Origin of the sequence: Streptomyces montanus (assembly GCF_005786655.1) — a bacterium.
Lineage (GTDB): Bacteria > Actinomycetota > Actinomycetes > Streptomycetales > Streptomycetaceae > Streptomyces > Streptomyces sporangiiformans.
Genome location: NZ_VBZC01000025.1, coordinates 105,264 through 122,810, shown reverse-complemented (window position 1 = coordinate 122,810; position 17,547 = coordinate 105,264). Strand labels below are relative to the sequence as shown.

Here is a 17,547-nt window from a genome sequence, read left to right as displayed (position 1 = left end):
GCATGGGGCATAAGGGATGAGCTGGTACGCATGACGGCATTTGACGCACTGTCAGGCACGCGGTCGCGCGCGCTGTCTGATGCAGGCGTGCGGTCTGACGCAAAAGTGATGCCTGTCGCGTACAACCCTGATGGGGGGATACATGTCCAACAGGCGTGGCAGAGGTACTCGAATTCACGGCGACGCGCGGCACAGCCCTGCGTCCGCCCCGCCGACCCCGCATGCCCGGCGCGTCCGGCGGCATGCCGGTGATCGCGCCCATGCCCGCAGCGCGGCCCGCCCGCATACCGAATCAGCGCGAGGGCGCTGACGACATCATGGCCGCGGGAACCACCGTCGACCATCTCACCGAGACCTATCGCGCCCACTACCGCTCGCTCCTGGGCCTCGCGGCACTCCTCCTCGACGACACCGCCTCCTGCGAGGACGTCGTGCAGGAGGCCTTCATCCGGGTGCACTCGGCGCGCAAGCGCGTGCGCGACCCGGAGAAGACGCTGGCGTATCTGCGCCAGACCGTCGTCAATCTCTCGCGGTCGGCCCTCCGGCGCCGCATCCTCGGTCTGAAGCTCCTCACGAAGCCGATGCCCGACATGGCGAGCGCGGAGGAGGGCGCGTACGACCAGCTGGAGCGCGACGCCCTGATCCAAGCCATGAAGGGGCTCCAGCGCCGCCAGCGCGAGGTCCTCGTCCTGCGCTACTTCGCGGACATGACCGAGGCCCAGGTCGCCGAGACGCTCGGCATATCGCTGGGCTCGGTGAAGGCCTACGGCTCGCGCGGCATCGCGGCCCTGCGCGTCGCCATGGGGGCGCCGGCATGAGCGGGCACGAGCGCGATGAGAATGAGTACGAGCGCGACCACACGCGCGACGAGCGCGACCATGAGCACGAGCACGACCATGAGCACGAGCACGACTACGCGCATGACCAGCACGCTGGGAACGGAACTGTGAACCACGGCCCCCCGCACAATCCGGGACCGGAGAAGTCGGAGAACGCAGGCCTGGAGGGCCTCGGGCTCGAGTCCGACGAGCTGGCGCTGCGCAGGCTGCTGCACCAGTCCGTGCAGGAGATCGAGCCCGCCGACGGCACGCTGGAGCATCTGCGGCGCGCCGTGCCGGCCCGTCGGGCGCGCAAGCGCCAGGCCGTCGTCGGCATGGCGGCCGCCGCGCTCTTCATCGGTACGGCGATTCCGGCCCTCGTGCACGTCTCGAACTCCTCCGGATCCGACGCCGACCCCTCCATCGCGGGCAACAGCACGCAGACCCAGGGCTCGACCCAGGGCAAGGGCGGTGGCGGCGGGCAGACCAGCTCCGGCAACACGTCGGACAAGTCCAAGGAGAAGGACAAGGACGAAGAGAAAGAGACACCGGGCAAGGGCAAGGGAGCGAGCAGCGGGGCCACCGGCGGCGTGCAGCCGACGCCCTCGGCCGCGAACACGCCCGCCTGTACGGCCGCGCAGCTGAGCAACGCGGCGACCGTCGGCTCGTCGGACGCCGGTGGCGCCGTCTACGGCACGTTCCGGATCTCCAACGTCTCCGGCGTCAGCTGCACGGTCACCAGCGCGGGCTCGGTGACCGCGGCCCCGCAGGGCGCGGCGGACGCGTCCAAGATCCAGGTGGTCCAGCACGCCGCGGGCGACGCGGCGACCGGACTGCCCGACCCGTCGACGGAACTCGCCTCGCTGGTCCTCCAGCCGGGGACGGCGTACCAGGTGCAGTTCGCCTGGGTGCCGTCGGAGACCTGTCCGACCACCCCGGACGACCCCTCGTCGCCCGAGCCGACGCCCACCGACGCGACCACCGGCGGTGACAGCGGCGGTACGTCCTCGGAGGGCACCAGCGGCACGGCCCCGCAGCTCGCGACCGAAGGTGGCGTTCAGGACGGCAGCGTCGTGGTGTCGAACACGGCGGAGGGCGGCGGACCGACGGCTTCGGCGAACGTGTCCAACGCCTGTGCGGGGACCGTGTACAAGACCGGGGTGCTGGCTGGTCAGTGACCGGCGGCGGCGGGCTCGTCGGCGGGTTCGTCGGCCGGCTCCTCGCTGGGTTCGCCGGCCGGCTCCTCGGCAAGGCCGAGTTCCGTGTCCCGGGCGAACTCCACCTCCCGGCGCAGCAGCCGGAACCACATGAAGACCACGAAGCCCGCGAAGACGAACCACTCGCCGGTGTAGCCGAGGTTCTGGAACGCCTTCAGATCCAGGCCCGTGTCCTGCGGAGCCGTAGCGGGCACCGCCTTCATCCCCGAGTCGGCCTTGGCGAGCGTGACCCAGGCGTCGTACACGTCGTACGGCACGAGGTTCACCAGCGACGCCGCGCTGATCGCGCCCGTCTGGCCGGCCGGGAGACCGCCGGCCGCGCTCACGCCGTTCGAACCGGGGCTCTCGGACGCCTGCAGCGCGCCCGTCACGGTGACCTCGCCGGCCGGAGCGGCCGGAGCCTTCGCGGGGTCGGCGTCACCGGGCAGCCAGCCGCGGACCACGGGCAGGGCCTTGCCCCCGTCGGTACGCAGCATCGTCATGACGTAGTAGCCGCGCTTGCCGTCCAGCTCCCGGTCCGGCACGAGCAACTGCTTCCCGTAGCGGCCCGTCGCCGTGGTCTGCTTGCCCGACGTCTTCTTGTCGACGGGCAGCAGCTCGGCGAGGGGCCGGGCCGCTTCCCGTTTGTTCGACGACACCTGCTCGTTCGCCGCGCGGTGATCCTCGACGCGGTCCTCGAACCGCCCCAACTGCCATGACCCCATGAAGACGCAGAAGGGGATGGCCAGCAGTACGAAGACGTTGATCCCCCACCAGCGGGGCGTCAGCAGGAACCGGTACACAACCCCCACGGTACGGGGCCGTTGCCGGGTGCTTGGCCGAGGGGTGCCCTGGGCGCTGTCACTTCCCGAGGTGTCTGGCCGCGAAGTCCAGCTCCAGCCGGACCTGCTTGATCCGCTCGTCCACGACCAGTGACCCGTGCCCCGCGTCATAGCGGTACACCTCGTGGACGGCGCCGCGGGCGGCGAGCCGGGTCACATAGTTCTCGACCTGGCGGATGGGGCAGCGGGGGTCGTTGACACCGGCGGAGATGTGGACGGGGACCTTGACCGCGTCGACGTACGTCAGCGGGGACGACGCCTCGAAGCGCTCCGGGACCTCCTCCGGTGTGCCCCCGAGGAGCGTGCGGTCCATCGCCTTCAGGGCCTCCATCTCGTCGTGGTACGCCGTGACGTAGTCCGCGACCGGGACCGCCGCGATGCCGAGGGACCACAGGTCCGGCTGAGTGCCGAGGCCGAGGAGGGTGAGGTATCCGCCCCAGGAGCCGCCGGTGAGGATCAGCCGGTCGGGGTCGGCGCCACCGGAGGTCACCGCCCATTCCCGGACGGCCGCGATGTCCTCCAGCTCGATCAGGCCGACGCGGTGCTTGAGCGCGTCCGTCCACTCCCGCCCGTATCCGGTCGAGCCGCGGTAGTTGATCCGGATCACCATGTACCCGTGGTCCACCCACGCGGCCGGGCCCGCCGCGAAGGAGTCGCTGTCGTGCCAGGTCGGGCCGCCGTGGATGTCGAAGACGGTGGGGAAGGGACCCTCTCCCTCCGGCCGCTGGACGAGGGCGTGGATGGAGCCACCCGGACCCGTCACCCACACATCCTCGACGGACACCGACCCGGGGGACTTCATACCGGGCGGCTCGAGGACGACCTGGCCCGAGGTCGAGCGGATCACCGGAGGCAGGGCCGCCGACGACCACAGGTACTCCACGGTGCCGTCCGGGCGGGCCGTCGCCCCCGACACCGTGCCCTTCGGAGTCCGGATCCGCTCCAGCCGGCGGGACGTGAGGTCGTACCGCCACAGCTCGCTGCGCGCCTCGTAGCTGTGCGCGACGAGCAGCGCGGAGCCGTCCGGATACCACTCGGCGCTGAGATCGCCTTCCAGTTCCTCGGTCAGCGCCAGGTCCGTCTCCTCGCCGGACGCCACGTCCCACACCATCGGCTCCCAGCGCCCGCGCCGCTGGTGCCCGACGAGCAGGCGCGTGTCACCGTCGACCGGGGCGAAGCCCAGCACCTCCAGGCCCAGCTCGACCGTGCCCCCCTTGGTGTCGTCCAGCTCGGCCACCGCCGAACCGTCCATCCGCAGCACCCGCAGCGCCGAATGCATCGCGTCGCCGTGCTCGGTGTGCTCGATCGCGATCAGCGACCCGTCGTGCGAGAGATCGCCGACGCCGGCCGACTCCCGGTGCCGGTAGATCTCCACGGGATCCTCACCGGTCCGGGTGACGAAGACCGTCGTACCGTCCTCGTCGGTCGACCGTCCGACGATCGCCGTACGCCCGTCTCGGGCGAGCGCGAGCCCGGCGGGATAGGAGGGGGCGAGACCGGGAGCCGCGGCCTCGTCGGGGCCGGCCGAGGCGTCGCCCGCCGCGAAGGGCTGGCGCCTCCAGATCCCGAACTCGTCGCCGTCCTTGTCGTCGAACCACCAGACCCACTCGCCGTCGGGTGACAGCACCCCGTCAGTCGTGCCGTTGGGCCGGTCCGTGACCTGCCGCTGAGCGCCCGTCGCGCGATCCCATGCGTACAACTCGTACGTCCCCGTCGCGTTGGACACGAAGAGGGAGCGGTGCGGTGCGTCCTCCGCCCAGTCGGGCAGGGACACTCTTGGCGCCCGAAAGCGCTTCTCCCAGTCCGGCATGGTCTCGTCGTGCGGATGCGGGGGAGTGCTGTCGTGTGGGGTGGTCACGTCGTCCGGGATGGCCCCGTTGCTCACAGTCATGGCCCCATACTGCATGCCCGGGACGACAACGTGCCGACGAGGTCCCCAGCCTGTGGATAACTTCTCCGCACGGCTCCCGGGCGCCGCCGTCCATCGCCGTCCGTCGGCAACCGGGTTTGCGTCTCCGCAGGTCAGATCCGGTTGTCAGTGGCGGACGGCATCATCGCGATATGACTTCACTGACCGATCCGACGGCAGCGAACAACCCGCGATCATCAGAAGCGGATAAAACGCATCGAACAGTCGAACTGCGCGAGACGGTCGAGCGGTACTGGGCCGCGGCCGAGGCCCGTGACTGGGCGGCCTTCGCGGACACGCTCGCGGAGGACGTCGTCTACACCCTGTCCCAGACGCGTGAGCGCATCCGCGGGCGGGAGAGGTACGTCCAGTTCAACCGGGAGTATCCCGGCGACTGGCACCTGCGGACCGAGCGCATAGTCGCCGAGCCCGGGCAGGTGGTCACCTGGATCCACGTCACGGTGGGCCTGGAGGAGATGTACGGCATCTCGTTCTTCACGGGAGACGGCGAGGGCCGCATCCTGTCGGTCACGGACTTCTGGCCCGAGCCGTACGAACCTCCGGCGGGGCGGGAGCACTTGGTGGAGCGTTACTGACGCTCGAACCCGTCCCCGACCTCTCTACGTGCCCGTACGCTCCCGGCGCCGGCGTCCCAGCAGCTCCGCCAGGCCGCGGCGGGTGGCGGCCAGGACCACCCGGTCGCCGGGGCCCAGTACCCGGCTGGGAGGCAGGTCCCACACCAGGCCAGGCGGCCGCTCGGGAGCGTCCGGGTCGGGTTCGGTGCTGAGGTCGGACCGGCGTTCACCGGGGACTGTCGTGTCCAGCGCGACGACCCGCCACGCACCCGCGCGGAACGCTTCGGCGACCGTACGGCCGTCCAGGTGCGGATGCCCGGCGACGTCCAGGGCCGCGAAGAGCAGCACGCGGCGTTCGACGGGGATCGCGCCCAGGATCTGCCGGCCCATCATCGCTCCGGCGAAGGCGGGCGCGGCCAGGTGCGAGACGCTGCGGCTGCGGGTGAGCGCGTAGGGGTGGGCCGCGCGCAGGGTGCGGTAGACGGCGGTGGCGAAGTCGTCGTCGTACAGCCGCAGGACGACGCGTAGATCGGGGCGTACCGTCCGGGCGTACAGCGAGGCTTCGAGGTTGGTGGTGTCCGCGCTGGTCAGGGCGAGCAGTGCGTGCGCCCGGTGGATCTTGGCGGCTTCCAGGACGCCCTCCTGCGTCACGTCGCCGAGAATGACGGGCACGCGCAGCCGCCGCGCGGTCGCGAGTCCGCGTGCCTCGGGGTCGGCCTCGACGCACACGACCGGGGTGCCGAGTTCGCGCAGGCGGGTCAGGACTCGCGTACCGATCTTGCCGAGTCCGAGCAGGACGACGTGGCCGGAGAGCCCGCGGGGCGGCCGGCGCAGCGCGGATCCGTTGCGGAAGGTGCCGAGAGCTTCGAGGACGGCGGCGAGCAGCACGGGCAGGAGCAGCAACCCGACGAGACCGGAGAGGAGTTGCAGGATCTGACGGCCGAGCGGGTCATGGAGCGCGGGATCGTTGATCGCGAAGAGATCGAGCAGGGTCAGATAGGTGGCGTGCAGCGGATGGTCGCCCGTCGTGATCATCGAGGCGACCGCGAGTGCGACCACGCAGCCCACCAGGCCCGCGAACGACCAGCGCAGGCGGCGGGAGAACAGGGTGCCGAAGGGCACGGCGGGCAGGACGCCGCCGCCCGTGGGGAGGGTGGGGCCGGAATACGACACCGTTTCCAGGACGACGCTGCCGCGACCGGTCGCGTCGGCCACGGAGAGTTCGTCGGGCAGGAGTTGAGGCCCGTGCTCGCCGCTGCTCTCGGAACCGTCCGCGCCCGCCGGGTCGTTGGCCGTCGCCGAGAGCAGGGCCAGGGTGCACAGGCCCGGGCCGGTGGCCTGGCCGGGGCTCTGGGGCGGCCGTTCCACGGCTCGCAGCATCAGCCCTTCCGTCTGCACGACCTTGGTGGTCCCCGCCACCGCGGTCGCGGCCAGTGCGGGCGCGGCGGTGTCGGCATCGGAGAGAACGGTGGTGGAGGCGTCGAACAGACCGGACGACCGGGACTCGTCGGATGCGTCCCCGGACCCGGACCCGGATCCCGACCCTGCGCCCGCCCCGGACCCTGTGCCCGCCCCGGCCCCAGTTCCGGCCATGGCCAGGGCCGAAGCCTGGTCCAGCAGGGACTCCAGGTGCTGGCCCAGGCGGCGGTTGTAGAGCCGGATGACAAGGCGCAGCCGGGGGTTGAGACGGCGTGCGGTCAGCGCGGCGCGGATGTTGGTCTCATCGTCGTCGTACACGAGTGCCAGCGCGGCTGCCCGCTCGACATCCGCTTCGGCGAGCACGGCCTCGGTCAGTTCGGCGGCCTCCAACACCCGTTCGGGCCGCGGTTCTTCACCGTCGGCCCGCCCCGACGAGGCGTCGCCACCCCCGCTGTTGCTGTTGCCGTTGTTGCTGCCGGCCGCCCAGGTCACCGCTGCCGACACCCGGTCGAGCAGCGCCGACGCCCGGGCCCGGCCGACGACCGGCGGCCGCACGGTCCGCTCGTCGGACGGCACGACCAGCGTCACCTGCTCCCCGTACACCCCGCGCAACTCGGCCGACAATCGGTGTGCCAAGGCATCGTCCCCGCACACCACCATGTGCGCGGCCCCGTCACTGGACGCACTCTGATACGGAAGGCTCACCACACCGGCAAAGACTGCCTCACCAGCACGGGTGGTTCCAAAGCCGCGCGCGGCGATTCACAGTCGGACGACGACAAGGGCGATGTCGTCGTCCGGGCCGGGCGGGTCCGTGGGGGACAGGTCGGCCAGGAGGGCGTCGGCGAGGTCCTCCGGATCGCGTGCGTGATGGTCCCTCAGGCTGGTGGCGAGGCGGCCCAGTCCGGTGTCGATGTCCTCGTCGCGGCGCTCGATCAGACCGTCGGTGTAGAGGACGAGTACGGACCCCGGCGTGTACCGCACCGTCGCCTGCGACCGGGGAATCGCCTCGTCCGAGGCGCCCAGGGGCGGGTCGCCGACCGCGTCCAGAACGGCGACGTGCCCATCGGGGTGCGCGAGCAGCGGGGGCGGGTGGCCGGCGCGGCTGTAGGTGATGGTGTGCGCGGCACGGTCGACGAGGGTCTGGACTGCGGTGGTGGCGAGCGCGCCGGGCATCGTGCGCGCGCTGCGGGCGAGGGTTTGGAGCGCGGCGTCGGGCTGCTGGGTGGCGTGAATGGCGGCGCTGAGGGCGCTGCGCAGCTGGCCCATGATGCTGGCGGCCTCCAGACCGTGGCCGACGACGTCGCCCACCGTGATGGCCAGCCGGTTCTCGTCGAGGTCGATCAGGTCGTACCAGTCGCCGCATACGTGCAGGAAGCTGGCCGCGGGGCGGTAACGCACCGCCGCGTAGGCGCGGTGCACCGACGGGGCGCTGGGCAGCATGGCGCGCTGGAGCGTGATGGCGATGTCGTGGGCGCGGGCGTGCGCCTCGCGCAACTGCTGGTTGACCTCCTGGAGTTCCTGGGAGCGGGTGAGGAGATCGGCTGCCATGGCGTCCTCGCGGCTGAGCGGGACCCCCGGTGTCGCGCTGAAGGCCAGGCGTGCGCGGACGAGGGCGGTGACCTCCTGGACCCGGTGGATGATCAGCACCACCCGGCCGTCCCCGCCGACCACGGGGATGTTGATCGGGCTCCAGTACCGCTCCTCGAAAACGCCCGGGCGGCCGGGCGCCTCGACGTCGTACTTCTGCACGGCCATGGTGTCCCGCTCGCCCGTGGCCAGGACCCGCTCCAGCGAGGCGCGCAGGGCCTGGGTGCCGGTGGCCTGCGGGTCGGCGGGGTTGTCGGGGAAGACATCGAAGACGAGCCTGCCCAGCAGCTCGGCCCGGCTGCGCCCGGAGATCTTCTGGTAGGCCCGGTTCGCCTCGAGCATCACCAGGTCGCGGTCGAGGAGCAGCACCGGGGTGGGCAGCGCCTGGAACACGGACTCGAAGTCGATGCCCGGGTGCGGGTGCGGCGGCCCATCAGGCCCTTCACGGTCACTCACCCCGGGATGCCTACCCCGGGGCACCGCCGCGGTGCGACCGCGCCACCCGATTGCTCCCGTCACCGCCCTCGGGCAGACCGCACTCCTACCGCACTCCTCCATCGCCACAAGATTCAGCCAAGGCGCGGCAAATATTCAGGAGATTGCAGGACGTTTTGACTCACCTTTGAGCCCGTGAACACCTGTTTTTAGCCAACGGCTCCTTAGGGTCTGCTCGGGCTCGGTGATCACCGGCCCCGCCTGCCCAGCTCCTGGACGCACGGATGACCCGGACATACGAAGTTCCCGGACGTACGAGGTTCCCGGACCTCGGTGCGGCGTACTGAGCGACTCTCTCAAGGACACCGATGCGTCTCCCGTCCCCTGCCGTCAAGGTGCTCGCCGCCGCGGCACTCCCGCTGGCCCTGGCCGCCTGCTCTTCGGGCTCCTCCGGTTCTTCCGACTCCTCCGGCGGCTCGTCCGCGACCGCCAAGTCGTCCAAGCCGTCCAAGCCCAAGGACCCCAACGCGGGTCTGTTGACGGGTACGCAGCTGAAGAAGGCCCTGGCGCCCGCGTCGTACTTCGCGTCCGGATTCGCCGCCGACCCGAGCGGCACCCGGGACACGGGCGACACGTACCAGGCGCCGGCCACCAAGAGCGCCGCCAAGCCGCACTGCGCCGATCTCGGTGCCACGGCCTGGATCGGCCTCACCGGCGTCGAGGGGGTGTCGTTCGCGCAGACCTCCTACGCGAACAAGGCCACATCCGCCGAACTCGACCAGGAGATCGATGTCTACCGGGGCACGACCTCGCAGGACGTGATGAAGGACCTGACGAAGGTCGTGGCCGCGTGCCCGACCTTCACGGACGCCGACACCCAAAGCAAGGTGACGGTCACCGGAACGTCCACGGCCGGGCTCGGGGACGACGCCTACACCATCACGCTCACCGACAGTGCCTGGGAGAACGGCACCACCCTGATCGCCGCCCGCGTGGGCACGGCCGTCGTCAGCGTGCTGTCCACGGACGGCAGTGACAACGGCGCCGCGAGTGCGAAGAAGCTGACGGAAAAGGTCGTGGCGTCGCTGAAGGGGAAGAGCGACACGGCGAACCAGGGCTGATCGCCGCCACCACCGCCAACGCCACCAACCGCGGCGGCCGAGTTCACCGACAACGCGACGTCCACACCTCGCGCGCGAGCCATCACCACCGACTGGAGTTCTCCATGGCCCTCAACGCCCGCCGCACCAGGCAACTTCTGGAAACCGCGGCCCCCTTGCTCCGCCCCGAGGAGCAGGTCGAGTTCTCGACCCTGGCCGCCATCGGCTCGGTCTCCGCGGGCAAGCGGGCCCTCACGGCCGCCGTGGCCGGCGTCCTGAGCGCCGGAACGGTCATCGCCACGGTCACGCCCCGCCCGATGTACATAGTTCTGACCGACCGGCGCCTGCTGTTCTTCGACGGCAACCGCGGAGGCAGACCGGGCGATCTCGTACTGGACGTGCCACGCCCGTACGTCTCCGCGACCGCGCCCAAGAAGGCCTTTCTCGGCCTGCAGTACGTCACCCACCTCTCGGTGGCGGGCGAGGAGCAGCAACTCAAGCTCACGTTCCCGGTCCAGCACCGCGCCGATGGGCCGCGCTTCACGTCGAACCTGCCGTTGACGGACTAGGAAGGGAGGCTTTCGAACTGGCCGGCGAAGTCCTGCGGGCAAGCCGGCCGGCTCCCACTGCGCGTCGTGCACTCGTTCGCATCCGCGTAGGTGTCACGATCCGGAACCGATGACGGACCGGACATGACATGCCCTCGCCGAAGTACGATGCGGACGCCTAAACTCCACCTCTCCGTGTCCGGAAAGGTGGCCTGTGTATGTGTTTGACATATGCCCCTGGTCGCCGCATCGCAGGGGAGTAATGCATGATCACCCTGACCGTCCCAGTAATGATCATCTTCGGGGTCTTTCTGATCGCGATGGTCATGATCGGGGTCGTGACGCATGGGGAGACGACCACCTTCGAGGACTTCACCGTCGGCGGCCGCAGGCTCACCGCCCCGGTGGCCGCCCTGTCCGCCGGAGCAAGCGACATGTCGGGTTGGCTGTTCCTGGGGTTGCCCGGCGCCGTGTACATGACCGGCGTCGGCGCCACCTGGATCGCCGTCGGCCTGATCATCGGCACTTATCTCAACTGGCGCCTCGTCGCACCTCGCTTGCGTACGTATACCGAGCTGGCCGGTAACGCCGTGACCCTGTCGGCGTATTTCGAGGAACGTTTCGAGGACAGGACCCGGGTGCTCCGGATCCTCTCGGCCCTTGTCACGGTCGTGTTCTTCACTGTGTACGTGGCCAGCGGCCTGGTCGCCGGCGGTCTCCTGTTCAACGAGATCTTCGGTGCCGACTTCGAGTCCGGACTCACCGTTTTCGCCGTAGTGATCGTCGTCTACACCATCCTCGGCGGCTTCCGGGCCGTGAGCCTCACGCACTCCATACAGGGCACGCTGATGGCCCTCGCGGCAGTCGCCCTCCCTGCGATTGCTCTCTGGCACATCGGCGGCTTCGACGCGCTGCAGGACGGGCTCACCGACAAGACTCCGGCACTGCTCGACCTGGGAGCCGAGGCGTCCTTCGCCGACAACGCGTGGACGGCGGGCCAGCCGCTCAGTGCCGTCGCGATGATCTCGCTCTTGGCCTGGGGGCTCGGCTACTTCGGTCAGCCCCACATCCTGACCCGCTTCATGGGTATCCGCAGCACACGGGACATACCGCGGGCCCGCTTTCTGGGGGTGGCCTGGGTGATCGTCGTACTGTCGGGTGCCTCGCTCATCGGACTCGCCGGGATCGCCGCGCTCGACGAGCCGCTGGAGAACCCGGAAACGGTGTTCATCGAACTCTCCACACAGCTGGTCAATCCCTGGATCGCGGGAATCCTGCTGGTGGCCGTGCTGGCCGCGATCAAGTCCACGGTGGACAGCCAGCTGCTGGTCACGGCCACGTCCCTCGCCGAGGACTTCTACCGGGCGTTCCTCAACCGGCGGGCCTCCGACACGTCGCTGCTGCTGGTCGGACGTCTGAGCGTGGTGGCCGTGGGCCTGGTCGCCTATGTGATCGCGCTGAGCGGCGGCGCCGTGCTCGACATCGTCGCGTACGCCTGGGCGGGATTCGGCGCGGCCTTCGGCCCGGTGATCATCCTGTCGCTGTTCTGGCCGCGGATGACGGCGATCGGGGCGATGGCCGGCATGGTGACCGGTGCGCTCACCGTGCTCCTGTGGGACGACATCGACCCGCTCCTCGGGCCGCTGGAGACGGGCGTCTACGAGATGGTGCCCGGTGTACTCGTCGCCACAGCGGCGGCACTGATCTTCGGCAAGTACGTCGGACGTCCCCCGGCGCGCACCTGGTCCGGCCCCATGGAGCACGCCATGGCGGCACACCGCACGAAGGAGCACGCCGCCACGGACCAGGGCGCGACGGCGTACGGAACGGCGGCGTACGGCGCAACGGGGCACGGCACCACAGGGCACGGTGCAACGAACTACGGCGCACCGGGCTACGGAGCAACGGATCCCGGCACAACGGGCTACGGCACTTCCCAGGGAGCACCGCAGGGGCAGAACTGGTGGCGCTCGTAACCGCCGTCACCACGACTACGACTGACGCAACGACTCAGACCTGTTCCGTCCGCGCGGCACGGCGGGCGGGGCAACGGCTACAGATGATTCGGGCCCGGGTGGCGTCGGGTGGCGTCGATAGACCGGACTATGCGTCCCGTTGCTGAGGTGGGAGCAAGAGGTCGCGTTCGGGGTGCCGTTGGCCTGTGACGTTTCCTTGGATGCCGAGGTCCTGGCGGGCGGCTTCGTGGAAGGCGTTGATCAGGCGGAACGCGGTGCGGTTCCGTGTGCGCCACTCCTCCAGGGTGCCGCTGATCTTGCCCGTGGCCTGCCACTCGATCTCGGCGAGCACCGCGTTCAGCTCGTGTCCCGCTTCGATGGCGTCATCGCCGCCGAGCAGCATGACCCGTTCGAAGGTGCTTCCCCCCAGGCGGCCGGCTTCCGACAGGTCCTCGCGAAGCTCCTGCTCGGGCTTCTGGCTCTCGTGCAAGCCCTCCCGGAGCTCGTAGAGCGGCTTGGACCTGGCGATCTTCGACTTCGCCGCTTCGACGTAGTCCCCGTACGCGTCGATCTTCTTGTCGTCCCACCGCGTCAGGAGCTGATACCGGTTCCGGCTCCGCTCCATCAGATAGTTGGTCAGATGCGTGGTCAGTGCGCCAAGCAGCACGGCAGCAACGGTCACAAGCTGCTCGCCGGTCCCCAACTCGCCCCCCAGTCAGACTTCTCAAGATGACTGGACGATCTTACGAGTGCGGCGCGACCAGGGGCAGACGGACACCGAAACAGCGTGTGGGAGCCGTGCCCAGGAGTCACCGGAGGCCGGGGGCGGCCTGTCGCCGCAGGAACGTTCGCAGCTCCGGGGACTCCCAAGAAGCCCGACCGTCCGGCACTCAGGCCGTGTCGTCCGTAGCGGGGGCGTGGCGGGCCGGGTCGAGTTCGTTGACCAGGCTGCGTAGGAGGGGGCCGTACTCGGGGTGGGCGAGAGCGTGGGCCATCTGGGCCACGAGGTAGTCGGCCGGGTTGCCGGTGTCGTACCAGCGGCCCTGGATGACCTGCCCGTACACCGCCCGGTCGCGGGCGTAGGCGTTGATGGCGTCGGTCAGGTAGATCTCGCCCTCGCGGTGCTCGTACCAGCGGCGGGTCTGCTCGCGCAGTTCGTCGATGATGCCGGGCGTGACGACGTAGCCGCCGATCGCCGCGTACGGGGACGGCGCATCGGTCGGCTTCGGCTTTTCGACGAGGCCGGAGATGCGCAGCTGGCCGTCGCCGAGGTCTTCCTTGACGATGGGCACGCCGTAGCGCTGGGAGTCGGTGGGGTCCATCGGCAGCAGGGCCAGCACCGGGCAGCCGGTCTGCTCGTACGCGCGGATCAACTGCTGGGCGCGGGGGACCTCGGCCACGAACACGTCATCGGGCCACAGCACCAGCACGGGCTCGTCGCCGAAGGAGCGGGCGGCGTTCAGCACCGGCGTGCCGTTGCCGTACGGCCCGTGCTGGTCGAGGTAGGTGATGTGGCCCTTGCGGGCGAGCTCGGCCACCTCCTCCACCGCGTCCGCGTACGCCGTCTTGCCGTCTTCGCGCAGCTGGGCGACAAGGCCGGGGTTGGGGCGGAAGTGGTCCTGGATCAGGCTCTTGCCGCCGGAGACGACGATGGTGATGTCGGTGATGCCCGAGTCCACCAGCTCGCGCACGGTGTGCTCGATCACCGGCTTGTCGCCGACCGGGAGCATCTCCTTCGGGGCTGCCTTGGTCAGGGGCAGCAGACGGGAGCCCAGTCCGGCGGCGGGGATCACGGCCCTGCGGATCGTCGGGGACATGAGATCTCTCTCGATCGAGCGGCACACCGCACCGGCCGGCACGGCACACGCCGACGCTACCAACGCAAACCCTCGGCCTCGACCCCCGGCGATGCGCGGATTCACCGAGGCGCTCGTCTCCCAGGACAGGGCGGTGAGGGGCAGGGCGGTCCAGGGACAGGGCGGTCTAGAGAAACAGACCGAGTGCGTCGTCCAGGGACCAGGCCTGCCAGCTCATGCCGAAGAACGCGACGGCCGAGATCAGGGCCATCATGAGGTTCTGCCCCTGCTCGGCCCAGTCGTGGATCATCAGCACGAGATAGATCAGGTTCAGTATGAGTCCGCCGACGAGGGCGATCGGCGTCAGGAAACCGGCGATGAGGCCGAGGCCGAGGGCCAGTTCCGCGTAGGCGACGACGTACGCCATCAGGCGAGGCCGTGGCCGGACCACGCGGTCGAAGCCGAGCCGTACGAAGGGCCATCGGTGCTTCTCCGCTATGCCTCCGGCCCAGGTGATGCCGCCTCCCGTGAACCATTGCTTCTTGTCCTTGTGGCGCCAGCTCTCCAGCCACCACAGGCCGAGCCCGATGCGGAGGACCGCGAACCACTCGGCACTGCTGAGCCAAACCGTCTGCATCCCTGTTCCCTCCGCGCGAATCTGATGGGTCGTCAGTTGAGCGGATGTCGTTCGAGAGCGCAAGAGGTGAAGGCCTCTCTCGCCCTTGCTGTCGAGGGAGGGGTCCCATAGCCTGAATCTGATGGACCGTCAGATATGCGTCAGGAATCAGGGAATCGGAATCGGCAGGCAGTAGGGGGCAAGGCGTGGTCAGCATCGAGAGCAGCACCAGGGATCTGCCCAAGGTCATCAGCGTGGACGATCACGTGATCGAGCCCGCGCACCTCTTCGAGACGTGGCTTCCGGGCAAGTACCGCGACCAGGGGCCGAAGCCCTTCACCGCCGGTATCGGTGATCTTCAATACGTCGGAGGGAAGTACCGGTTCACCACGGACCCGAACGGCCAGATCACCGACTGGTGGAGGTACGAGGGCGAGATCTTCCCGTACAAGCGCATCATCGCGGCCGTCGGGTTCTCCCGAGACGAGATGACCCTCGACGGCATTACGCGCGAGCAGATGCGGCGCGGCTGCTGGGATCCGAAGGCCCGCCTGGAGGACATGGACCTCAACCACGTCGAGGCCTCGCTCTGCTTCCCGACGTTCCCGCGGTTCTGTGGGCAGACCTTCGCGGAGGCCAAGGACAAGGAGGTCGCGCTGGCGTGCGTCCGCGCCTACAACGACTGGATGGTCGAGGAGTGGTGCGGCGACAGCGAAGGACGGCTCATCCCGCTGTGCCTGATCCCCTTGTGGGACGTTGAACTCGCGGTCGCGGAGATCAGGCGCAACGCGGCCCGGGGCGTACGGGCCGTGACCTTCAGCGAGATTCCGACGTATCTGGGGCTCCCGTCGATCCACTCCGGCTACTGGGATCCGTTCTTCGCGGCGTGCCAGGAAACCGGGACCGTGGTCAACATGCACATCGGGTCGTCGTCGCAGATGCCCGCCGCGTCGCCGGACGCACCGCCGGCCGTCCAGGCGTCACTGAGCTTCAACAACGCCATGGCGTCGATGATGGACTTCCTCTTCTCCGGGGTGCTGGTGAAGTTCCCGCGCCTCAAACTGGCGTACAGCGAGGGGCAGATGGGCTGGATTCCGTACGCCCTGGAGCGCGCCGACGACGTGTGGGAGGAGCACCGGGCGTGGGGCGGGGTGAAGGATCTGATCCCGGAGCCGCCCTCGACGTACTACTACCGGCAGATCTTCTGCTGCTTCTTCCGCGACAAGCACGGCATCGAGGCGATCGAGACCGTGGGCGTGAACAACGCGACGTTCGAGACCGACTATCCGCACGTCGACTCGACATGGCCGGAAACGAAGAAGGTGGCGGCGGAGCATGTGGCGGGCCTGTCCGACGACGTGACGTACAAGCTGCTGCGGGGCAATGCCATCCGGATGCTGGAACTGCCCTTTGACCAGGCGGATTAGGGCCTGGATCAGGCCGGTACCCCCGGCCGGGAAGGGCTCACTCACACCTGCGGGCGCTCGACCCAGGGGTGCGTTCCTTACGTCTCGGGCCGGTGCTCGCCTGCGACTGGAGGACGAATGAAGGTCTCCCTTGACCAAGACCTCTGCTACGGCTCGCACGACTGCGTCCACAGGGTGCCGTCCGTCTTCACCCTGGTGGACGGACTCGGGGCCGTCATACCGGGTCGTGAGGACACCGGCGACGACCCACAGGTGCGAGCGGCGGCTGAGGAATGCCCGTCCCAGGCGATCACCATCGCCATCAGCGAGTAGAAGATCGTGGGAGATGGCTGTCACGGCCACGGACCCCAGGCGCTACGGTTTGATCCTGGGGCGGTGGAGAGGCGGTCGGATGAGCAGTCCCATGTCAGAGGCCTTGGTCACCCTCGGTCGTCGGTACGTACGGGATGCTCCGGGATCCGTCGGCAAGGCGCTGCTGGCCGCGCGCCTCCTCAACCCCTACCTGCGGGAGCACCCTCGCCGACGCGTCGTCGGAACCCGCTCCGGCGCCCGGTTCGCGGTCGACACCCAGGACCTGATCCAGCGCTACCTGTACTTGTTCGGGGTGTGGGAGCCCCATATGACGAGCTGGCTTCAGCGGCGGTTGAAGCCGGGGGACGGATTCGTCGACGTCGGCGCCAATGTAGGTGTCTTCAGCGTCTTGGCCGCCCAGCTCGTCGGTGACAAGGGCCAGGTCGTGGCGATCGAGGCCTCGCCCGTGTTCCATCGGCGCCTGGTGCAGCAAGCCCGGCTCAACGGCTGCCGCACCATCCGGGCGGTCAACGCTGCCGTGTCGGACGGTCACAAGACGCTGACCTTCGTGCTCGCGAGCTCCCGGAACATGGGGGCGAACAGCATCGTCCCGTACGACGGTCCCGCGGAGTCCACGTTCGAGATCGACGCGAGCCCGCTGCCGGAGCTGCTCGATCCGTCGGAGATCGCGAACGCCCGTGTGATCAAGATCGATGTGGAGGGTGCGGAGGGGAGCGTCGTCCGGGGGCTGGCTCCCCTGCTGGGCCGGCTCAGGCCCGATGCCGAGATCACCGTTGAGGTGACCCCTGAGCGCATGGCTCAGCTGGGCGACTCGGCCGAGGAGCTGTTGAGGACGATGGCCGACGCCGGGTTTCATGCGTACCGGCTGGCCAACGACTACGCCCCCGAGAGCTACCCGCCCGCGTTGAGCGGCGAGCCCGTGGTGCCGGTGCGGTGGCGGGGCCCCGTCACCGTCGAGACCGATCTGATCTTCTCCCGCGTGGACGCGGAAACACTCCCCTGACGATGC

Annotated in this window: 16 protein-coding genes; 9 read left to right on the top strand and 7 right to left on the bottom strand. The window is 69.5% G+C overall.

Translation table 11 applies throughout. The features are described from left to right. The first annotated feature begins 155 nt into the window (after nucleotides 1–155). Together FE633_RS23275 and FE633_RS23270 are read left to right on the top strand one after the other, a co-directional pair. Nucleotides 156–818 (top strand): SigE family RNA polymerase sigma factor, encoded by a 663-nt coding sequence (locus FE633_RS23275; protein ID WP_171060087.1) that lies wholly within the window; start codon nucleotides 156–158, stop codon nucleotides 816–818. After that, a complete protein-coding gene (locus FE633_RS23270) occupies nucleotides 815–1,996 on the top strand; it encodes a hypothetical protein (RefSeq protein WP_246113786.1) in 1,182 nt (393 codons plus the stop codon). The genes FE633_RS23275 and FE633_RS23270 overlap by 4 nt, the downstream gene beginning before the upstream one ends. On the opposite strand, the gene FE633_RS23265 is transcribed toward FE633_RS23270, so the two are convergent. Both FE633_RS23265 and FE633_RS23260 read right to left on the bottom strand, forming a co-directional pair. Then, the gene (locus tag FE633_RS23265; RefSeq protein WP_171060086.1) at nucleotides 1,990–2,817 is read right to left on the bottom strand and encodes an SURF1 family protein; all 828 of its coding nucleotides are present in this window, start codon (nucleotides 2,815–2,817) and stop codon (nucleotides 1,990–1,992) included. The two genes, FE633_RS23270 and FE633_RS23265, sit on opposite strands and share 7 nt — an antisense overlap. A 58-nt stretch (nucleotides 2,818–2,875) precedes the next feature. Continuing rightward, a complete protein-coding gene (locus FE633_RS23260; protein WP_171060085.1) occupies nucleotides 2,876–4,747 on the bottom strand; it encodes a S9 family peptidase in 1,872 nt (623 codons plus the stop codon). A 170-nt stretch (nucleotides 4,748–4,917) separates the two neighbouring features. On the opposite strand from FE633_RS23260, the gene FE633_RS23255 reads away from it, so the two are divergent. Continuing rightward, on the top strand, nucleotides 4,918–5,361 hold the full coding sequence (locus FE633_RS23255) for a nuclear transport factor 2 family protein (protein ID WP_138047079.1): 444 nt from the start codon (nucleotides 4,918–4,920) through the stop codon (nucleotides 5,359–5,361). A 24-nt stretch (nucleotides 5,362–5,385) separates the two neighbouring features. Here the strand turns inward: FE633_RS23255 and FE633_RS23250 are convergent, their stop codons facing one another. Together FE633_RS23250 and FE633_RS23245 are read right to left on the bottom strand one after the other, a co-directional pair. Then, entirely contained in the window at nucleotides 5,386–7,419 is a 2,034-nt protein-coding gene (locus FE633_RS23250; protein ID WP_171060091.1) for an NAD-binding protein, read from the bottom strand. A 102-nt stretch (nucleotides 7,420–7,521) separates the two neighbouring features. Further along, complete coding sequence (locus tag FE633_RS23245; RefSeq protein WP_246113785.1) at nucleotides 7,522–8,805, bottom strand: PP2C family protein-serine/threonine phosphatase; 1,284 nt, start codon at nucleotides 8,803–8,805, stop codon at nucleotides 7,522–7,524. Nucleotides 8,806–9,152: 347 nt separating this feature from the next. On the opposite strand from FE633_RS23245, the gene FE633_RS23240 reads away from it, so the two are divergent. The 3 genes from FE633_RS23240 to putP all read left to right on the top strand — a co-directional run bounded on the left by FE633_RS23240 (nucleotide 9,153) and on the right by putP (nucleotide 12,408). Beyond that, the gene (locus FE633_RS23240; RefSeq protein ID WP_138047076.1) at nucleotides 9,153–9,905 is read left to right on the top strand and encodes a hypothetical protein; all 753 of its coding nucleotides are present in this window, start codon (nucleotides 9,153–9,155) and stop codon (nucleotides 9,903–9,905) included. Nucleotides 9,906–10,009: 104 nt separating this feature from the next. Next, nucleotides 10,010–10,453 (top strand): hypothetical protein, encoded by a 444-nt coding sequence (locus FE633_RS23235; protein ID WP_138047075.1) that lies wholly within the window; start codon nucleotides 10,010–10,012, stop codon nucleotides 10,451–10,453. Between the two features lie 245 nt (nucleotides 10,454–10,698). Continuing rightward, entirely contained in the window at nucleotides 10,699–12,408 is a 1,710-nt protein-coding gene (gene putP / locus FE633_RS23230) for a sodium/proline symporter PutP (protein WP_246113784.1), read from the top strand. 127 nt (nucleotides 12,409–12,535) lie between these two features. Here putP and FE633_RS23225 read toward each other — a convergent pair whose 3' ends face one another. The 3 genes from FE633_RS23225 to FE633_RS23215 all read right to left on the bottom strand — a co-directional run bounded on the left by FE633_RS23225 (nucleotide 12,536) and on the right by FE633_RS23215 (nucleotide 14,820). Then, nucleotides 12,536–13,090, bottom strand: coding sequence for a hypothetical protein (locus FE633_RS23225; RefSeq protein WP_138047074.1), 555 nt, complete (start codon nucleotides 13,088–13,090; stop codon nucleotides 12,536–12,538). Between the two features lie 187 nt (nucleotides 13,091–13,277). Then, nucleotides 13,278–14,204: a UTP--glucose-1-phosphate uridylyltransferase gene (locus FE633_RS23220; RefSeq protein ID WP_138047073.1), complete on the bottom strand. Its 927-nt coding sequence runs from the start codon at nucleotides 14,202–14,204 to the stop codon at nucleotides 13,278–13,280. Nucleotides 14,205–14,370: 166 nt separating this feature from the next. Then, complete coding sequence (locus tag FE633_RS23215) at nucleotides 14,371–14,820, bottom strand: DoxX family membrane protein (protein WP_138047072.1); 450 nt, start codon at nucleotides 14,818–14,820, stop codon at nucleotides 14,371–14,373. Nucleotides 14,821–15,005: 185 nt separating this feature from the next. Here FE633_RS23215 and FE633_RS23210 point away from each other — a divergent pair, with 185 nt between their 5' ends. The 3 genes from FE633_RS23210 (at nucleotide 15,006) to FE633_RS23200 (ending at nucleotide 17,541) form a co-directional block, all read left to right on the top strand. Next, nucleotides 15,006–16,226: an amidohydrolase family protein gene (locus FE633_RS23210; RefSeq protein WP_138047071.1), complete on the top strand. Its 1,221-nt coding sequence runs from the start codon at nucleotides 15,006–15,008 to the stop codon at nucleotides 16,224–16,226. A gap of 117 nt (nucleotides 16,227–16,343) precedes the next feature. After that, nucleotides 16,344–16,538: a ferredoxin gene (locus FE633_RS23205; RefSeq protein ID WP_138047070.1), complete on the top strand. Its 195-nt coding sequence runs from the start codon at nucleotides 16,344–16,346 to the stop codon at nucleotides 16,536–16,538. 91 nt (nucleotides 16,539–16,629) lie between these two features. Continuing rightward, the gene (locus FE633_RS23200) at nucleotides 16,630–17,541 is read left to right on the top strand and encodes an FkbM family methyltransferase (RefSeq protein WP_246113783.1); all 912 of its coding nucleotides are present in this window, start codon (nucleotides 16,630–16,632) and stop codon (nucleotides 17,539–17,541) included. Nucleotides 17,542–17,547 lie beyond the last annotated feature (6 nt).

What these genes read in the sequence shown, in the direction of transcription:
- FE633_RS23215 (WP_138047072.1), bottom strand. Translation starts at nt 14,820, where the DNA reads ATGCAGACGGTTTGGCTCAGCAGTGCCGAGTGGTTCGCGGTCCTCCGC.
- FE633_RS23200 (WP_246113783.1), top strand. Translation starts at nt 16,630, where the DNA reads ATGTCAGAGGCCTTGGTCACCCTCGGTCGTCGGTACGTACGGGATGCT.
- FE633_RS23220 (WP_138047073.1), bottom strand. Translation starts at nt 14,204, where the DNA reads ATGTCCCCGACGATCCGCAGGGCCGTGATCCCCGCCGCCGGACTGGGC.
- FE633_RS23205 (WP_138047070.1), top strand. Translation starts at nt 16,344, where the DNA reads ATGAAGGTCTCCCTTGACCAAGACCTCTGCTACGGCTCGCACGACTGC.
- FE633_RS23240 (WP_138047076.1), top strand. Translation starts at nt 9,153, where the DNA reads ATGCGTCTCCCGTCCCCTGCCGTCAAGGTGCTCGCCGCCGCGGCACTC.
- FE633_RS23235 (WP_138047075.1), top strand. Translation starts at nt 10,010, where the DNA reads ATGGCCCTCAACGCCCGCCGCACCAGGCAACTTCTGGAAACCGCGGCC.
- FE633_RS23255 (WP_138047079.1), top strand. Translation starts at nt 4,918, where the DNA reads ATGACTTCACTGACCGATCCGACGGCAGCGAACAACCCGCGATCATCA.
- FE633_RS23260 (WP_171060085.1), bottom strand. Translation starts at nt 4,747, where the DNA reads ATGACTGTGAGCAACGGGGCCATCCCGGACGACGTGACCACCCCACAC.
- FE633_RS23250 (WP_171060091.1), bottom strand. Translation starts at nt 7,419, where the DNA reads ATGGTGGTGTGCGGGGACGATGCCTTGGCACACCGATTGTCGGCCGAG.
- FE633_RS23270 (WP_246113786.1), top strand. Translation starts at nt 815, where the DNA reads ATGAGCGGGCACGAGCGCGATGAGAATGAGTACGAGCGCGACCACACG.
- putP (WP_246113784.1), top strand. Translation starts at nt 10,699, where the DNA reads ATGATCACCCTGACCGTCCCAGTAATGATCATCTTCGGGGTCTTTCTG.